This is a genomic window from Bacteroidia bacterium, assembly GCA_039924845.1.
Classification (GTDB): domain Bacteria; phylum Bacteroidota; class Bacteroidia; order DATLTG01; family DATLTG01; genus DATLTG01.
In genome coordinates, this window is the sequence record JBDTAC010000068.1 from 1 (window position 1) to 15,261 (window position 15,261).

Here is a 15,261-nt window from a genome sequence, read left to right on the forward strand (position 1 = left end):
TAAAAATTCATAATAAATTCCGTAATCAAGCATCAGCAGCATTTCTCCGTCAGCTCCGTGTCGATCTTGCAATCCAAAAAAGCCTTCGGAAGCCGTGTACGTTTCAGTATAACTAATCGAAGAGGAATTAAAAATATTTTTAAATTGTTCTTTGTACGGACTAAAATTTACGCCTCCGTGAAAAAAAACTTCCAAGTTGGGCCATACTTCCACAATGTTTTTTTTACCGCTTAACGCGAGAATGTGCCTTAGTAAAATCAGCATCCAGGAAGGAACTCCGGCGATGCTCGTTACATTTTCTTCCATGGTAGCGCGCGCCATCTTTTCCAATTTTTCTTCCCACTCATTCATCAAGGCGATGGAAATATCAGGTGCGCGCAAATACTCCGCCCACTTAGGTAAATTCTCAATAATAATCGCCGATAAATCACCGTGACGCGCGTCGTAATTGGTCAAATTGTCTGCTTCGTGACTTCCGCCCAATGCTAAATTTTTGCCTTTAAAAATTTTTGTTTCTGGATGGTTGTTACAATGAATCGAAACCATGTCTTTGCCGCCTTTGTAATGACAGTCATCCAAAGATTCTTCACTCACCGGAATAAATTTACTTTTATCATTGGTGGTTCCGGATGATTTGGCAAACCATTTTATTTCCGAATGCCACAAAATATTTTGTTCGCCTTTTCTGATTCGATCAATAAAGGGCTTCAAACTTTCGTAATCTTGAATCGGAACGGTATTTTTAAATTGATCAAAATTTTGAATCGAGTGGTAAGAAAAATTTTTTCCCCATTCGGTATCCTTCGCTGAAAAAATTAATTTTTTCAACCACTCATCTTGCACTTCAAGAGGATACTTCATAAAAAGCTCGATTTGGTGCATCCGCTTTTTCATCAACCAATATGCAATCGAATTTAACATGATTTATTTTCAGATTTAAGTTGTTTGAGTTGGGAAACATATTTCTCCATTTCCGACAAACTCAAGGCATTAAAACAATTTTCTTTCGTAAGCATTCCCTTTCGTGCTGTGCCAATCCCGTAAATCATATCGTGGTATCCGCCTTTGTAATGTGCATCCGGATTAATAGAAATTTTCACTCCTTTTTCGATGCAATACGAAATCCAGCGCCAATCAATATCCAAGCGATAGGGATGCGAATTTAATTCCATAATGACATTATTTTCGGCACAAGCATCAATCATTTTTTCCATCTGCAAAGGATAACCTGGGCGCGAGAGCAGCAATCTTCCTGTGGGATGACCGAGTATCGTGGTGTACGGATTTTCAATCGCTTTCAGCAAACGTTGCGTGGCTTTTTCTTCGTCCATTTTTAAATTGGAATGCACGGAAGCCACAATGATATCAAACTGCTCCAATATTTTTTCGTCGTAATCTAAACTTCCGTCATTCAAAATATCGGATTCAATTCCTTTAAAAATTTTGAACGGAAAAAGTTCTTTGTTTAATTTGTCAATTTCTTGAAACTGTGCTAAAACGCGCTCGTATTGCAATCCGTTTGCATAAACTGCCGATTTTGAATGGTCGCAAATAGTCAAATATTCATAACCTAATTCTTTCGCATATTCAGCCATTTCGCGTAAAGTATTAGTGCCATCGCTGTAAGTGGTGTGATTGTGAATAATGCCTTTTAGATCTTTTAATTCAATGAGTTTCGGAATTTTATTTTCGCGCGCCAACTGAATTTCATTCGTACCTTCGCGCAATTCTGGCTCAATATATTGCATTTTTAAGGATGCGTAAATTTCTTCTTCTGAAAAATAATTTTTCGAAGGCACATTTAATTCGCTAACGTGTTCAAGACTTCCAGTAGTTTCGAAGAGTTTGAAAAAATAATTTTCGGGAGCGCAATAAATAATTTTTACGGCATTTGTTTTTGGTATTTCAAAATCACTTAAATCTATTTCGGTAAGTGTGCCAACTAAAATTTCGATACTGTCTACCACTTCATTTTTTCTTCTCAATTCACCGGTAACACTAATTAATTCGATATCATTCTTTTTTTCGATTTCAAAAATTATTTTTTCGGCAATCTCTAAAGCGTAAGAATAATGAAGCTTTCCGGCATTTCCTTCCGAAAATTCGATGGATTTTTTAATTTGATCCTGGGTTTTTAATCCGAAACCTTTTAGAGTTACCAAACGATTTTCGTGGCACGCATACAATAATTCTCCGACGGATTCGATTTCTAATTCTTTCCAAATGGCAGCAATTTTTTTCGGACCAATGCCTTTTATGCTTAGCATTTCAATAATCCCTTCGGGCGTTTTTTTTCTTAGAGCCTCTAATTCGCTTAATTTTCCTGTAGTTTGCAATTCGAAAATTTTTCCAGCAAGACTTTTACCAATAAGTGGATTTGCTTCCATTTCCAATAAAGACGGACTATCCAAAGCAACGTGCGCTTTTCCTAATTTGTAAGTTGCATTCGCAATCGCCGCAGATTTGAACGAGTTTTCATTGTGCAACTCCATGAGCTGTGCCGTTAATTTCAGTTCATTTAAAATTTCCCGAGTATCCATTTGCGTTTGAGTGTTTGCAAATATCTAAAAAAAAAAGGAGCGATGAAAGCAATAAGGAAATACGGGAAAAATCAAAAAAAAAAATTAATTTTGAAGCCATACTTTTACTAAAATGACTGTTGTTTTTATAATATTACTTTGTATTGGCTTGGCGGCAGGGATTTTGAGCGGCTTTGTGGGTATCGGTGGCGGAATCGTGATTGTTCCCTCCTTAATTTTTTTGATTGGATTGTCGCAGTACGAAGCCCAAGGAACAAGTTTGGCGCTGATGCTCCCTCCTATCGGAATTTTAGCAGCATACAATTATTATAAAAATGGAAATCTCAATATTCGATATGCCGCCATTATCGCAGTAGCATTCGTATTTGGAGGGTTTATCGGCTCCAAAACTGCTTTGTCTTTAAATGCGCATGCAGTACGAGAAATTTTCGCTTCCGTCCTCTTACTCCTCTCTCTGAAATATATTTTTTCTAAATAACAAAGAGTAAAAACCAAAAACTATTTGAAATTATCGTTCCGAAAAACATTTTTTCAAGCCTTCGTATTCCGAAAAAGTTTCTTGTTTTAATTTTTCAATGATTTCTTTGCAAGAAGAAATCGTTTCAATTAATTCTACTGATTGTCCTGCGCACCAAAGTGTATCATAGTTTCCAGGTTTTACCGAAGCCTCTAATTCTTTCATTCCTTTAATCTGCACCAACATTTTAAAATATTTTTTAGTGGTTTTATTTTTAGATAAAAACCGCTCAATCATATTTTGTTTGTACCCAATTTTTTTCGCGAAAGGTGTATTAATAATAGTACACGGCGTTCCTGAAATCCTTTCGGTAAGCACAATATCTTCCATTTTAGAATCTACAATCGCATTTTTATATTCCATTTTTACAGTTGCTTCCGTGCTGGCAATAAATCGCGTACCGATGGAAACGCCTGCTGCACCTAATGCGAGCATGGATAAAATTCCTTTTCCGTTTGCAATTCCTCCAGCTGCCACAACTGGTTTTTCAGGAAAATGTTGGTGCAAAGATGGAATCAACACCTGCAACGGAAACGGTCCAGCATGTCCACCAGCGCCTTGTCCAACGGCAATAAAGCCATCGCAATTTAAGTCGAAACATTTTTTTGCATGCGCGATATTGGTTACATCACAAAAAACTTTTCCGCCATAAGCGTGCGCTTGTTCAATCACTTCTTTCGGACTTCCAAGCGAAGTAATGTAAAATGGAACTTTTTTTTCGACACAAATTTTTAAATGCTTTTTGTACAAAGGATTGGTTTGTTGCACAATTAAATTAATTCCGTAAGTGCCTATTTTATTCTTTTGGGAAGCATTCAAGGTATCTAAAACAGTTTCGAGTTCGCCTTCTTTTCTATAATTTAACGAAGGAAAAGCACCTGCAATTCCAGCTTCCATTGCAGCTTCTGTCATTGCTACATTCGACACCAAAAACATTGGAGCCATAATTATCGGAAAAGAAATATTCAGTATTTCTGTGAGTTGGGTAGAAATAGGTTTCGTTTGCATCAAAAAATAATTTTTAAAAACCTTGCAAAATTAATCTATTTACTTCGTGCGAAAAAGATTTTTTTTATCTGCGAAAGCGAAATCAGCATACTTTTATTATTTAACTTTGGACAGCAATCAAAAAAATATTTTACAATGTACGACTTCCGAATTTTTGACATTCTTCCGCGTTATGCAGAAAAATTTCCACAGCCGGATGCCTTGGCATCAAAGGTAAATAACGAATGGGTAAAAATTAGCACTGCCGATTTTATTGTCAATTCAAACTTCATAAGTTGCGGACTTTTACAAGCTGGAATAAAAGCGGGGGATAAAATTGCGACCATTTCTAACAATCGTTATGAATGGAATTTTTTGGACATGGGCATGTTGCAAATTGGAGCCATTCACGTGCCAATTTATCCAACCATCAGCGAAGCCGATTATCGTTTTATTTTAAATGATGCAGAAGTAAAATTGGTGTTTGTTTCGAGCGAAGAATTATTTTTAAAAATAAAAAATATCGCTAGTGAAATCCCAACGATAAACAATCTTTTTACATTCGATTCGGTAATTGGCGCGAAAAGTTGGACAGAAATTTTAGAAGCTGGAAAAAAAGTTTTTTCGACCACTAATTTAAATGCTCTAAAGGCTGCGGTAAAACCGGATGATATCGCCACACTTATTTATACTTCCGGAACAACAGGAACACCAAAAGGAGTAATTCTTTCGCATAAAAATATTATGAGTAATGTAATTGCCGTTGAAGACCTGCCGCCCATTGATAATCAAGCGAAAGCCCTGAGTTTTTTACCAATTAATCACGTATACGAAAGGATGCTTACTTATTTATATATGTATTTGGGCGTTTCTATTTATTATGCGGAAAGTATTGATAAATTAATAGATAATATAAAAGAAGTTAAACCCGAAGTGTTTTCAACCGTTCCGCGTTTACTCGAAAAAATATATGAAAAAATTGTTGCTACCGGAAGTGGATTAAAAGGTATCAAAAAAATAATTTTCTTTTGGGCTTTAAATCTTGGTTTGCGTTATGAATTAGATGGCAAAAATGGCTGGTGGTACGCGTATCAACTGAGCATTGCCAACAAACTCGTTTTTAGTAAATGGCGCGAAGCTTTGGGCGGAAACGTAAGAGCCATTGTTTCGGGAAGTGCGCCTTTGCAACCACGTTTGGCACGTGTTTTTTGGGCAGCAAAAATTATTGTTTTGGAAGGCTACGGATTAACGGAAACTTCTCCTGTTATTTCTGTAAACACTACTGCCAAAGGCGGCGCGAAATTCGGAACAGTAGGCCCAATAATTAAAGATGTGGAAGTAAAAATTGCCGCGGATGGAGAAATATTGGTGAAAGGACCTAACGTTATGTTAGGCTATTACAAACGTCCGGATTTAACGGTGGAAGTAATTGATAGCGAAGGTTGGTTTCACACAGGCGATATTGGTTTGTTGGAAGATGGAAAATATTTAAAAATTACCGATCGGAAAAAAGAATTATTGAAAACTTCGGGAGGGAAATACATTGCTCCGCAACCGATTGAAAATAAATTTAAGGAATCGCATTTTATGGAACAAATTATGGTGGTGGGCGATGGACAAAAATTTGCTGGAGCGCTCGTAATACCTGCATTTCCATATTTAAAAGAATGGTGTAATCGGAAAAATATTCCGTACACAAGCAATGCCGAAATGATTAAAAATCCTTTGGTAATTGCCCGTTTCAAAAAAGAAATTGGAATAATGAATCCAAACTTCGGACACGTGGAACAAATCAAAGAGTTTGCATTGATTGCCGATGAATGGAGCGTAAATACGGGAGAATTAACGCCTACATTAAAATTAAAGCGCAAATTTATTTTAGCGAAATACAAAAATTTAATGGATAAAATGTATTCCTAAATTAGATTTGAGAATTTGAATATGTGCAGATGTAGCGATGCTAATTGAAAATTTATCGTCATTCTGAACTTGATTCAGAATCTACGCGAAGAATTTTTTTTCGGTATCGAATCTCGAATAAAATTTAGACTTTTTGTCTACTCCAACGGAGTTATGAAATATAATCTTTTAAGAAAAAAACATCCTACGCTATGCTTTGAAAAATATTTTTTCAAATATATTTTTCTACATCAAAAAAACGGCTTCAAAAAAATAATTTTTCAAAAGGAATTTTATTGCTTAGCGCAAAATGAGTAAGCGCGAAGCATCTAATTTTATAAAAATAAATAATAGAATAGTAAATGCCCAAAGCGAGGAACCTCCGTAACTGAAGAATGGCAAGGGAATTCCGATAACAGGAACCAATCCAATCGTCATGCCGATGTTTACCATTACGTGAAAAAAGAAAATGGACGCCACGCCGTAACCGTATATTCTACTGAATAAAGAGCGCTGTCGTTCTGCCAAAAAAACAATTCGACAGATAAAAAACATAAAAGCGATAACTACAAAAGCACTTCCCAGAAATCCCCATTCTTCGCCGATGGTACAGAAAATAAAATCAGTAGCTTGTTCCGGAACAAAATTATATTTTGTTTGCGTGCCTTGTAAAAAACCTTTTCCAGTAAAGCCTCCAGAACCAATTGAAATTTTTGCTTGATTGACATTGTAGCCCGATTTTGTTTTTTCGCTGGCATCGCCTTTTCCTAAAAAAACATCCAATCTCTTTTTTTGATATCCATGCAAATGATTAAATGCGTAACTCGTGCCAACCACAGCTCCGCAGGAAAGCAGCAAAACACTTAGAATCAAAAAAATATTTTTCAATTTCTTTTTCATTAACAAAATAAAAATTACTGCAATACCAGAAAGTGTACCGATTAAAATAATTTTATCGACGACCAAAGAAAGCACAAAAAGCAACAACACCAAAAAGCCCAACAGAAGCATGTTCCCGGATAATCCTTCGCGATACATCACTAAAATAAATACCAAATAAACCAAGGCGATACCCGTTTCGTTTTCGAGTAAAATGAGTAATGCGGGAAATAAAATAATGAGAAAGGATTTTATTTTGGTGGATAATTTATTCATGTTCGTATCCATATTGCTGAGGTATTTTGCCAAAGCCAAATCGACGGCAAACTTGGCAAATTCGGCGGGCTGTATAGCCACTTGACCAATCCGAAACCAAGATCTACTACCAGAAATAGTGGTTCCCAGGAATAAAACTGCGACCAACATCAACATACTTAATACATAAATGGGCCAAGGAAATGCGGTGTAAAAATCAACATCAATAATGAGAATAATAAGGGCGAGTAAAAATCCGGTTCCAATCCAAATTAATTGTTTGCCGTATTTCTGCGACATGTCAAAAATACTGCTGTGCGCATCGTTGTATATGGCGGCGTACACGTTCATCCAGCCGATGCACACAAACATCACATACATGATGATAAGTGTCCAATCAACTCCTTCTACTATTTTAGTGCTACTTCTTTTCAACGTATTGAATTAAATTTTCAGCGATAATCTTTTTTTCTAAATCAGGACGAGTAATCGTATCCGTTAAATATTTTTCTATCATTAAACTCGCAATAGGAGCAGCTACTTCTGCACCAAATCCGCCACGTTCCACCACAACAGAAATGGCAATTTTTGGATTGTCTTTCGGCGCAAAAGCGATAAAAAGCGAATTGTTTCTTCCCGTCGGATTTTGCGCTGTTCCTGTTTTTCCGCACATGTCAATTCCGTTTATTTTTGAAGCAGCGGCTGTTCCTTTTTCCACCACTTCCGCCATCGCATCTACAACAATTCCAAAATATTTTTGATCCACAATAGTATATTGTTTGGTGGTGTATTTTGGCAATTGCATTTTTTTATCACCAATATATTTGATGATATGCGGGATATAATAAAAACCTCTGTTTGCGATAATTGCCGCTTCGTTGGCGAGTTGTAGTGGGTTTACGCCCAATGCGCCTTGACCAATGGCGAGCGAAATAACATTAGAAGCTTTCCAAGCACCTTTTCCAAATAAAGTATTGTAATAATTAACGGAAGGCACGGAACCTCTGAGTGCATTGGGTAAATCAATCGCCAACCGCTGACCAATACCGAAACTGAAAATAGCCTTTTTCCAAGCCTCAAAACCTTCTACGGTACTTCTATCGTATTGCGGCGCGTCAATCACACTGCGGAAAACATTGCAAAAATAAGTATTGCAAGAATGTGCAATCGCATCTTCCAAATCAAGGGAACCGTGCGCCGCATCACATTTAACAGTCCAATTACCCATGTGAAAACCGCCATCACAATAATAATGCGTACTTGGAGATAACACGCCGTCTTGTTGTCCGATGAGTGCCATGATTGGCTTAAAGGTAGAGCCCGGAGGATATTGCGCCATCAACGCTCTGTTAAACAAAGGCACTGTAATAGTGTCCAAAGCCAGTTGCGCGTAATTGTGCGAACGCTCTCGTCCGACCAATAAATTTGGATCATAAGAAGGTGAAGTAACCATCGCTAAAATTTCACCAGTTGCGGGCTCAATGGCAACAATACTTCCAACTTTATTCTGCAATAATTTTTCACCTAACTGTTCTAAAACCGCATCAATAGAGGAGGTGAGATTGGCGCCCGGAACGGCAATGGTATCGTATTTCCCGTTTTGATAACTGCCCATTTCTCGGTTGTGCACATCCACCATGATAATTTTCAATCCTTTTTTTCCACGCAATTCTTTTTCGTAGGATTTCTCTATGCCGCTGATACCAATGTAATCGCCTTGTTTGTAATACGAACTGGTATCGGCAATGTCTTCACTTACTTCGCCTACGTAGCCTAAAACGTGTGCTGCTGTTTTCATCGGATACTTTCGGAGCGAGCGCGTTTCAACATAAAATCCGCGAAAGCGATACAATTGTTCTTGCAACAAAGCATACGTTTCCGCCGAAAGTTGAGATGCGAAGACTGAAGGAATACGTGGGGAATTAGGACTTGTCGAAGATTTTTTCATTTTTTCAATATAATCTTCTTTCGAAATATTGATGAGATTGCAGAGTGCCATCGTATCAATATTTTTTGCTTCGTGCGGCACCACCATCAAATCATACGCCGCCGAATTATACACTAAAATTTTTCCGTTGCGATCAAAAATATATCCTCTGTCGGGATATTGCGTTACGTAGCGAAAAGCCTGATTGCGCGCATCTAATTTGTAACTATCGTCGATGACTTGAATGTAAAAAAGACGGATAATAAAAGCCAATCCGACCAGCAAAAAAATACCAATAATTACGTATTGCCTTTCCGAAAAACGATTCATTTTTGTTTTTCTTTATAAAATAAAAATTGGCTGATGAACAATAAAATAATGGTGGCAATAGAACTAAAAATAATTTTTAAGAAGGTAGATCCGAATTCTGAAAAACGAAAAAATTCGACTGTAAATAAAACGGTGTGATGAATGAGTACCAACACGATCGAATAAGGTAAAAACCATTGTAAACCCATCGAGCGCAAAGTAGGCTCTGCACCAAATTCATATCCATCGCGTGGAGAAATAATGCGCAACACGCTTGGGCGACAATACGCCATAAACACGCAAGCAAACGCGTGCATTCCCATCGTGTTGTAAAACATATCCATCGTTAAGCCCGTTACAAATGCGATAATCAGCAATAATCCATTGGGAATGGTAAAAGGAAGCATCATCAAAAATAAAATATAAATAAACGGATTTACGAATTTTCCGAGTTCGATATTTTTCACGATGAGCACCTGCAAAAGCATTAAAATCAGGAAGCGTGCGGTATTTCGGAGAACGTCATTGAGCATTTTGCGAAACTTTTTCTAAACTATCTTGTTCCTCTTTCATCACATTTTCAACTATAAAAACGTAGCTACTTACGGATTTAAAATCAGTGGAAAGTTTTATTTTTACTTTGAAAAAATATTCTCCGGGAACGGTCGAAAAACTTTCTACTGTACCTACCATTACGCCCTCCGGAAAAATTCCAGTGTAAGCGCTTGTCAAAATAGTGTCTCCTTTTTGAAGTTTAATATTTCCAGGAATATCACTTAACTGTGCATAACGATAATCGCCGCCATCCCACGAAAGTGGACCAAATGCGCCATATTTTTTTATCATCACACTGATCTTTGTTTCTTTGTGTAAAACCGACATGACGGAACAAAAATTAGCAGAAACATTTTTTACAATTCCAATAATTCCGGATCCCGAAATAACGCCCATTTCTGGTTTCACACCTTGCGAACTTCCTGCTTCTAAGGTCAGATAATTGCTGCGTTGATCGGTTGAATTGTTAACGACTTTAGCGCTGATGTATTGATATTTTTGTTTGTGTATGGAATCGTTAATCCAATATTTTTCTGCCTTGGTCTGGATAAAAGAGGAAAGCAACAAATTGTGCAAACGCGCATTTTCCGTTGCTAAATTTTGATTCGTATTTTTTAAATTGAGGTATTCGTTGGCTTGCGATGAAAGCGTAAAAAAAAATCCGGCCACTTTGTTGGATGAATTGATAAATCCGGCGCGCTGAAATTTATTATTCTGAACAATTAAAAAGATGGAGAAGCCCTGCAATAGGGCAAACAGAAAGAAAAAATGGTGTTTCCAGATAAAGGTAACAAGGTTTCTCATGATTTATCTGCTGTAAAGAGGTTTGAAAAAATATTTTTTCAAACCTCTTTTTCAAGGTCATTTTTATTTGATCAAAAACTGAAATTTATTTACATTTTTCAAAGCAATTCCTGTTCCTCTCGCAACTGCTCTGAGTGGATCTTCCGCAATGTGAACGGGCAATTTCGTTTTCAAGGAAATACGTTTGTCCAATCCGCGCAACATGGAACCGCCGCCCGCCAAATAAATTCCTTTTTTATAAATATCTGCGGAAAGCTCTGGTGGCGTCATCTCCAGCGCATTTAAAACAGCTTCTTCCACTTTCGAAATGGATTTATCCAATGCTGCCGCAATTTCTCTATATGAAACATGGATTTCTTTCGGAACGCCTGTCATCAAATCTCTTCCGTGTACAGCGTAATCTTCAGGTGGATCTTCAATTTCCTCCATCGCTGCACCTACTTTTATTTTTACGATTTCTGCGGAGCGTTCACCAATCAATAAATTGTGTTGTCTGCGCATGTATTCTTCGATATTCGCTGTAAAATCATCTCCTGCAATCCGAATAGATTTATCGCAAACAATTCCGCCCAACGCGATAACCGCGATTTCACTGGTTCCTCCGCCAATATCAATAATCATATTTCCCATCGGCTCTTCCACGTCAATTCCAATTCCGATAGCCGCAGCCATTGGTTCGTGAATCAAATAAACTTCTTTTCCGCCTGCATGTTCTGCGGAATCTCGAACGGCGCGTTTCTCCACTTCCGTGATTCCGGAAGGAATACAAATAACCATTTTTAAAGAAGGATTGAACAAATGTTTTCCTGGATTAATCATTTTTATCATCGCGCGAATCATGTGTTCCGCTGCATGGAAATCCGCAATTACGCCATCTTTCAGCGGACGAATGGTTTTAATGTTCTCGTGCGTTTTTCCGTGCATTTGCTGCGCCACTTTTCCTACCGCAATTACTTTTCCGGTCAATCGGTCAATGGCAACAATAGACGGTTCATCCACCACTACTTTGTCGTTGTGAATAATCAGCGTATTGGCTGTTCCCAAGTCAATCGCTATTTCTTGTGTTAAAAAATTAAATAAACCCATTCTTTTTTTATTCGATTTAGGATTCTGAAATTTAGGATTTAAAATTTCCAATCCAATTGTTAGTATTAAATTTTTTTAAGAGAATTAAATCCTAAATGAGAAATCCTCAATCATTTATTTTAATGTTTAAAATGCCTTGTTCCCGTCATCACCATCGTCATTTTATTCGCATCGCAATAGGTAACAGAGTCTTTGTCTTTAATGGATCCTCCCGGCTGAATAACTGCGTTGATTCCCACTTTGTGTGCAATTTCTACGCAATCCGGAAATGGGAAAAATGCGTCCGATGCCATCACGGAACCTTCCAATGAAAAACCAAAACTGGTGGCTTTGTGAATGGCTTGTTGCAAGGCATCTACGCGAGATGTTTGTCCTACACCGCTTGCTAAAAGTTTTTTATTTTTTACCAAAACGATGGTGTTTGATTTACTTTGTTTCACTACTTTATTTGCAAATTCAAGGTCGGTTAATTCGGCTTGTGTAGGACTTACAAGCGTTACCGTTCGCATGTCTGCGATGGTTTCTGTTTTTAAATCTTTGTCTTGTTCGATGACGCCGTTTAACAGTGTTCGAAAATTCTTTTTCGGAAGCGAAACTTTTTTCTGCTCTAAAATTATTCGATTCGGTTTTGTTTTTAAAATCTCGAAAGCCTTTTCTTCGTAGGCTGGCGCGATGATAACTTCAAAAAATAATTTATTTATTTCTTCGGCAGTAGCAACATCTAATGGTACGTTAGTAATTAAAATTCCACCGAAAGCACTTACTGGATCGCCTGCCAAAGCAGCTTTCCATGCAGTCAATAAATTTTTATCGGAAGCAATTCCGCAAGCATTGTTGTGTTTTAAAATCGCGAAAGTAGTATCGGTAAATTCTGCCATTAAATTTACGGCAGCATCTACATCCAATAAATTATTATAGGATAATTCTTTCCCGTTTTTCTGTGTAAAAATTTCGTCTAAGTTTCCGTAAAAAACACCCAATTGATGAGGATTTTCGCCGTAACGTAGCGTTTTAGAATTTAAAACACTTTGCTTGAAAAAATTATTTTTTTCAGAATTAAAGTAATTAAAAATAGCGGTGTCGTAATGCGAAGAAACATTAAAAGCCTTTGTTGCCAATGCTTTTCGGTCATCTAACGAAGATTGCCCTTTTTGTTTTTCTAAAATAGTTTCGAGCAAAAAAGAGTAATCATTCTTTGAAGAAGTAATCACTACATCTTTAAAGTTTTTGGCTGCGGCACGAATCAATGAAATACCGCCGATGTCAATTTTTTCAATTACGTCGCTTTCCGAAGCGCCTAATTTTACAGTGTCTTCAAAAGGATATAAATCAACAATGACTAAATCAATTTCCGGAATTTGATATTCTTCCAATTGCATTAAATCGTCTTGTAATTCACGTCTGCCAAGGATTCCGCCAAAAATTTTTGGATGCAATGTTTTCACTCTTCCGCCAAGTATCGAAGGATAAGATGTCAATTCCTCAACAGGAACAACGCTTACACCTAATTTTTCAATAAAAGTTTGTGTACCTCCTGTACTAAAAATTTTCACCCCAAGTGCTTGAAGTTGGCGAACAATTGGTTCTAAACCATCTTTAGAATACACTGAAATTAAGGCATTGTTTATTTTTTTCAAACTGCTCATCCTCATTTTTATTAGCTGCAAAGGTAAGAAATATATATCCGCTATGTAAGTGATATTACCATTGTTAATAAAGATTTTTTTATTGTTGATAAGGCGGTTTTGGAGAGTGAAAAAAGGATGTTTGAAAAATTATTTTTTCGAGAGTGAAAAAACGGCTTAAAAATCTTCTTCGCAGCGGCAGTTTGGCGAAAAATAAATCAACGTATGCGGCAACATTTTTTTCAAGCGTTTTTGATTGATGTCGCTCACAATAATAACGCGTAAATCCAGCATTTTCAGTCTGCGCAGCTCTTTCATTTGATCCGGGAAAAAAGACAAATTGTTATTCCATAAATCCAATATGCGCAAATTGGTAAGTTTCCCGATTTCTGCCGGCAAAGCGTAAAGTCCATTTTGATTGACGTTGAGCCAAAATAAATTTTTCAAATCGCCTATTTCTGGCGGCAGTGTATCAATATTATTACGCGCCAGTTGCAGTACTTGCAATTGTTTCAATTCCTTGATATCAGAAGGAATAACGGTAATTTTATTTTTACTTAAGTCGAGGTATTGTAAATTGTGCATCAAAAAAATTTCTTTCGGAAAGGCCTCCAAATGTTTTCTGCGCAACACCAATTTTCTAACTTCATCGGGATGTTTCATCGCTTCCGCGATACTGGTGCAGGCGTGCATTGTATCTAAGGAAAGCGAATCCAATAACTGCGCTTTTGCTTGTTTTTGAAAAGCCAAAAAAAGCAGCATCAAAAAAATAATTTTTTGAAAGGAAAAAATCTTTTTCGAATTCAAAATTTAGGAATTTAGAATTTTTAAACTATGTTCTTTGTCAAGCCCAATCTGCTTTATAAGCGAATCTAAATCTGAAAATTTTTTTTCGTCTCGCAAAAATTCTTTAAAATAAATCACCAACTCTTCTCCGTAAATAGACGAATCAAAGTTAAAAATATTTACTTCAATTGTACGCGAAGTGCCTCCAACAGTTGGATTTTTGCCGATGCTCATCATGCCTTTGTACATCTTTTTTGCGTGCAATATTTCTACGGCGTAAATGCCGTCGGCAGGAATGAGCTTGTGTTTGTCGCTTATTTCGAGGTTTGCCGTGGGATAACCGAGCGTGCGCCCCAATTGTTTTCCTTGCACTACTTTACCAGTGATAAAATACGGAAAACCTAAGTATTCATTGGCTTTTCGGATGTCGCCCTTTTGCAAAGCTTTGCGAATTTTTGTAGAACTCACCTCACTATTTTCGACGTCTTTCGCTGGAATTTCTTCCACATCAAAACCGTACAAAGGACCAAATTCTTTTAAATGCTCAAAACTGCCTTCGCGGTTTCTGCCGAAATGATGGTTATAACCAATCACCAATTTTTTGGTGTGAATTCCATCCACCAAAATACTGCGCACAAAATCGATGGAAGAAAGTCGTGAAAACTCTTTGGTAAAAGGCAAGACAATTAAATTATCAATACCTGCTTTTTCGAGTAACTGAATTTTTTCGTCTTGCGTCAGCAATAATTTTAAGTCGTTATCGTCCGGAAAAAGCACCATCCGCGGATGCGGGAAAAAAGTAAGTAAAACGGTTTCGCCTTTTTCTTTTGTAGCGATTTCTTTTAAACGATTAATTATTTTGAGATGTCCCAAATGCACGCCATCAAAGGTCCCGGTGGTTACTACAGGAACGATAATTATAGGAAAATCGGCAATGCTGGTAAAAATCTTCATTCAAAAAAATAATTTTTGAAACGTTTAAAAAACGCGACAAAAATAGGAAAATTAAGAGGACTTTTAACCAAAAGAAAAATTGAAAACGGATAATTTTAAAGCTGAAAAAAGAGGTTCAAAAAAATAATTTTTCGAAGC

At 37.0% G+C, this 15,261-nt stretch carries 13 protein-coding genes; 2 read left to right on the plus strand and 11 right to left on the minus strand.

Going from position 1 to position 15,261, the window contains the following annotated elements; genetic code table 11:
* The coding region (locus ABIZ51_07295) for a GH3 auxin-responsive promoter family protein (protein MEO7088577.1) at positions 1-921 on the minus strand (921 nt) is incomplete at its 3' end.
* The gene (locus tag ABIZ51_07300) at positions 915-2,540 is read right to left on the minus strand and encodes a PHP domain-containing protein (protein MEO7088578.1); all 1,626 of its coding nucleotides are present in this window, start codon (positions 2,538-2,540) and stop codon (positions 915-917) included. The genes ABIZ51_07300 and ABIZ51_07295, both read right to left, overlap by 7 nt.
* 112 nt (positions 2,541-2,652) lie before the next feature.
* Here ABIZ51_07300 and ABIZ51_07305 point away from each other — a divergent pair, with 112 nt between their 5' ends.
* The gene (locus tag ABIZ51_07305; protein MEO7088579.1) at positions 2,653-3,018 is read left to right on the plus strand and encodes a sulfite exporter TauE/SafE family protein; all 366 of its coding nucleotides are present in this window, start codon (positions 2,653-2,655) and stop codon (positions 3,016-3,018) included.
* A 30-nt stretch (positions 3,019-3,048) separates the two neighbouring features.
* Here ABIZ51_07305 and ABIZ51_07310 read toward each other — a convergent pair whose 3' ends face one another.
* A complete protein-coding gene (locus tag ABIZ51_07310; GenBank protein MEO7088580.1) occupies positions 3,049-4,065 on the minus strand; it encodes a nitronate monooxygenase in 1,017 nt (338 codons plus the stop codon).
* Between the two features lie 135 nt (positions 4,066-4,200).
* Here ABIZ51_07310 and ABIZ51_07315 point away from each other — a divergent pair, with 135 nt between their 5' ends.
* Complete coding sequence (locus ABIZ51_07315; protein ID MEO7088581.1) at positions 4,201-5,964, plus strand: long-chain fatty acid--CoA ligase; 1,764 nt, start codon at positions 4,201-4,203, stop codon at positions 5,962-5,964.
* 279 nt (positions 5,965-6,243) lie between these two features.
* Here ABIZ51_07315 and rodA read toward each other — a convergent pair whose 3' ends face one another.
* The 8 genes from rodA to ABIZ51_07355 form a co-directional block, all read right to left on the minus strand.
* A complete protein-coding gene (rodA, locus tag ABIZ51_07320) occupies positions 6,244-7,512 on the minus strand; it encodes a rod shape-determining protein RodA (protein MEO7088582.1) in 1,269 nt (422 codons plus the stop codon).
* Positions 7,499-9,334: a penicillin-binding protein 2 gene (mrdA, locus tag ABIZ51_07325; protein ID MEO7088583.1), complete on the minus strand. Its 1,836-nt coding sequence runs from the start codon at positions 9,332-9,334 to the stop codon at positions 7,499-7,501. Before mrdA ends, rodA begins: the two co-directional genes overlap by 14 nt.
* A complete protein-coding gene (gene mreD / locus ABIZ51_07330) occupies positions 9,331-9,846 on the minus strand; it encodes a rod shape-determining protein MreD (protein ID MEO7088584.1) in 516 nt (171 codons plus the stop codon). Before mreD ends, mrdA begins: the two co-directional genes overlap by 4 nt.
* Positions 9,836-10,672 (minus strand): rod shape-determining protein MreC, encoded by an 837-nt coding sequence (gene mreC, locus ABIZ51_07335; protein MEO7088585.1) that lies wholly within the window; start codon positions 10,670-10,672, stop codon positions 9,836-9,838. Before mreC ends, mreD begins: the two co-directional genes overlap by 11 nt.
* Positions 10,673-10,735: 63 nt before the next feature.
* On the minus strand, positions 10,736-11,758 hold the full coding sequence (locus ABIZ51_07340; GenBank protein MEO7088586.1) for a rod shape-determining protein: 1,023 nt from the start codon (positions 11,756-11,758) through the stop codon (positions 10,736-10,738).
* Between the two features lie 119 nt (positions 11,759-11,877).
* Positions 11,878-13,404: a bifunctional phosphoribosylaminoimidazolecarboxamide formyltransferase/IMP cyclohydrolase gene (gene purH, locus ABIZ51_07345; protein ID MEO7088587.1), complete on the minus strand. Its 1,527-nt coding sequence runs from the start codon at positions 13,402-13,404 to the stop codon at positions 11,878-11,880.
* A gap of 156 nt (positions 13,405-13,560) precedes the next feature.
* Positions 13,561-14,133 carry a leucine-rich repeat domain-containing protein gene (locus tag ABIZ51_07350; GenBank protein MEO7088588.1) on the minus strand — a complete coding sequence of 191 codons (573 nt, stop codon included), beginning with the start codon at positions 14,131-14,133 and terminating at the stop codon, positions 13,561-13,563.
* 60 nt (positions 14,134-14,193) lie between these two features.
* On the minus strand, positions 14,194-15,123 hold the full coding sequence (locus tag ABIZ51_07355) for a bifunctional riboflavin kinase/FAD synthetase (GenBank protein MEO7088589.1): 930 nt from the start codon (positions 15,121-15,123) through the stop codon (positions 14,194-14,196).
* Positions 15,124-15,261: the final 138 nt, after the last annotated feature.

Excerpts from the sequence above, each read along its gene's own strand:
- ABIZ51_07355 (MEO7088589.1), bottom strand. The coding sequence starts at position 15,123 with ATGAAGATTTTTACCAGCATTGCCGATTTTCCTATAATTATCGTTCCT.
- ABIZ51_07315 (MEO7088581.1), top strand. The coding sequence starts at position 4,201 with ATGTACGACTTCCGAATTTTTGACATTCTTCCGCGTTATGCAGAAAAA.
- ABIZ51_07340 (MEO7088586.1), bottom strand. The coding sequence starts at position 11,758 with ATGGGTTTATTTAATTTTTTAACACAAGAAATAGCGATTGACTTGGGA.
- ABIZ51_07300 (MEO7088578.1), bottom strand. The coding sequence starts at position 2,540 with ATGGATACTCGGGAAATTTTAAATGAACTGAAATTAACGGCACAGCTC.
- ABIZ51_07310 (MEO7088580.1), bottom strand. The coding sequence starts at position 4,065 with ATGCAAACGAAACCTATTTCTACCCAACTCACAGAAATACTGAATATT.
- mreD (MEO7088584.1), bottom strand. The coding sequence starts at position 9,846 with ATGCTCAATGACGTTCTCCGAAATACCGCACGCTTCCTGATTTTAATG.
- mrdA (MEO7088583.1), bottom strand. The coding sequence starts at position 9,334 with ATGAATCGTTTTTCGGAAAGGCAATACGTAATTATTGGTATTTTTTTG.
- ABIZ51_07305 (MEO7088579.1), top strand. The coding sequence starts at position 2,653 with ATGACTGTTGTTTTTATAATATTACTTTGTATTGGCTTGGCGGCAGGG.
- purH (MEO7088587.1), bottom strand. The coding sequence starts at position 13,404 with ATGAGCAGTTTGAAAAAAATAAACAATGCCTTAATTTCAGTGTATTCT.
- mreC (MEO7088585.1), bottom strand. The coding sequence starts at position 10,672 with ATGAGAAACCTTGTTACCTTTATCTGGAAACACCATTTTTTCTTTCTG.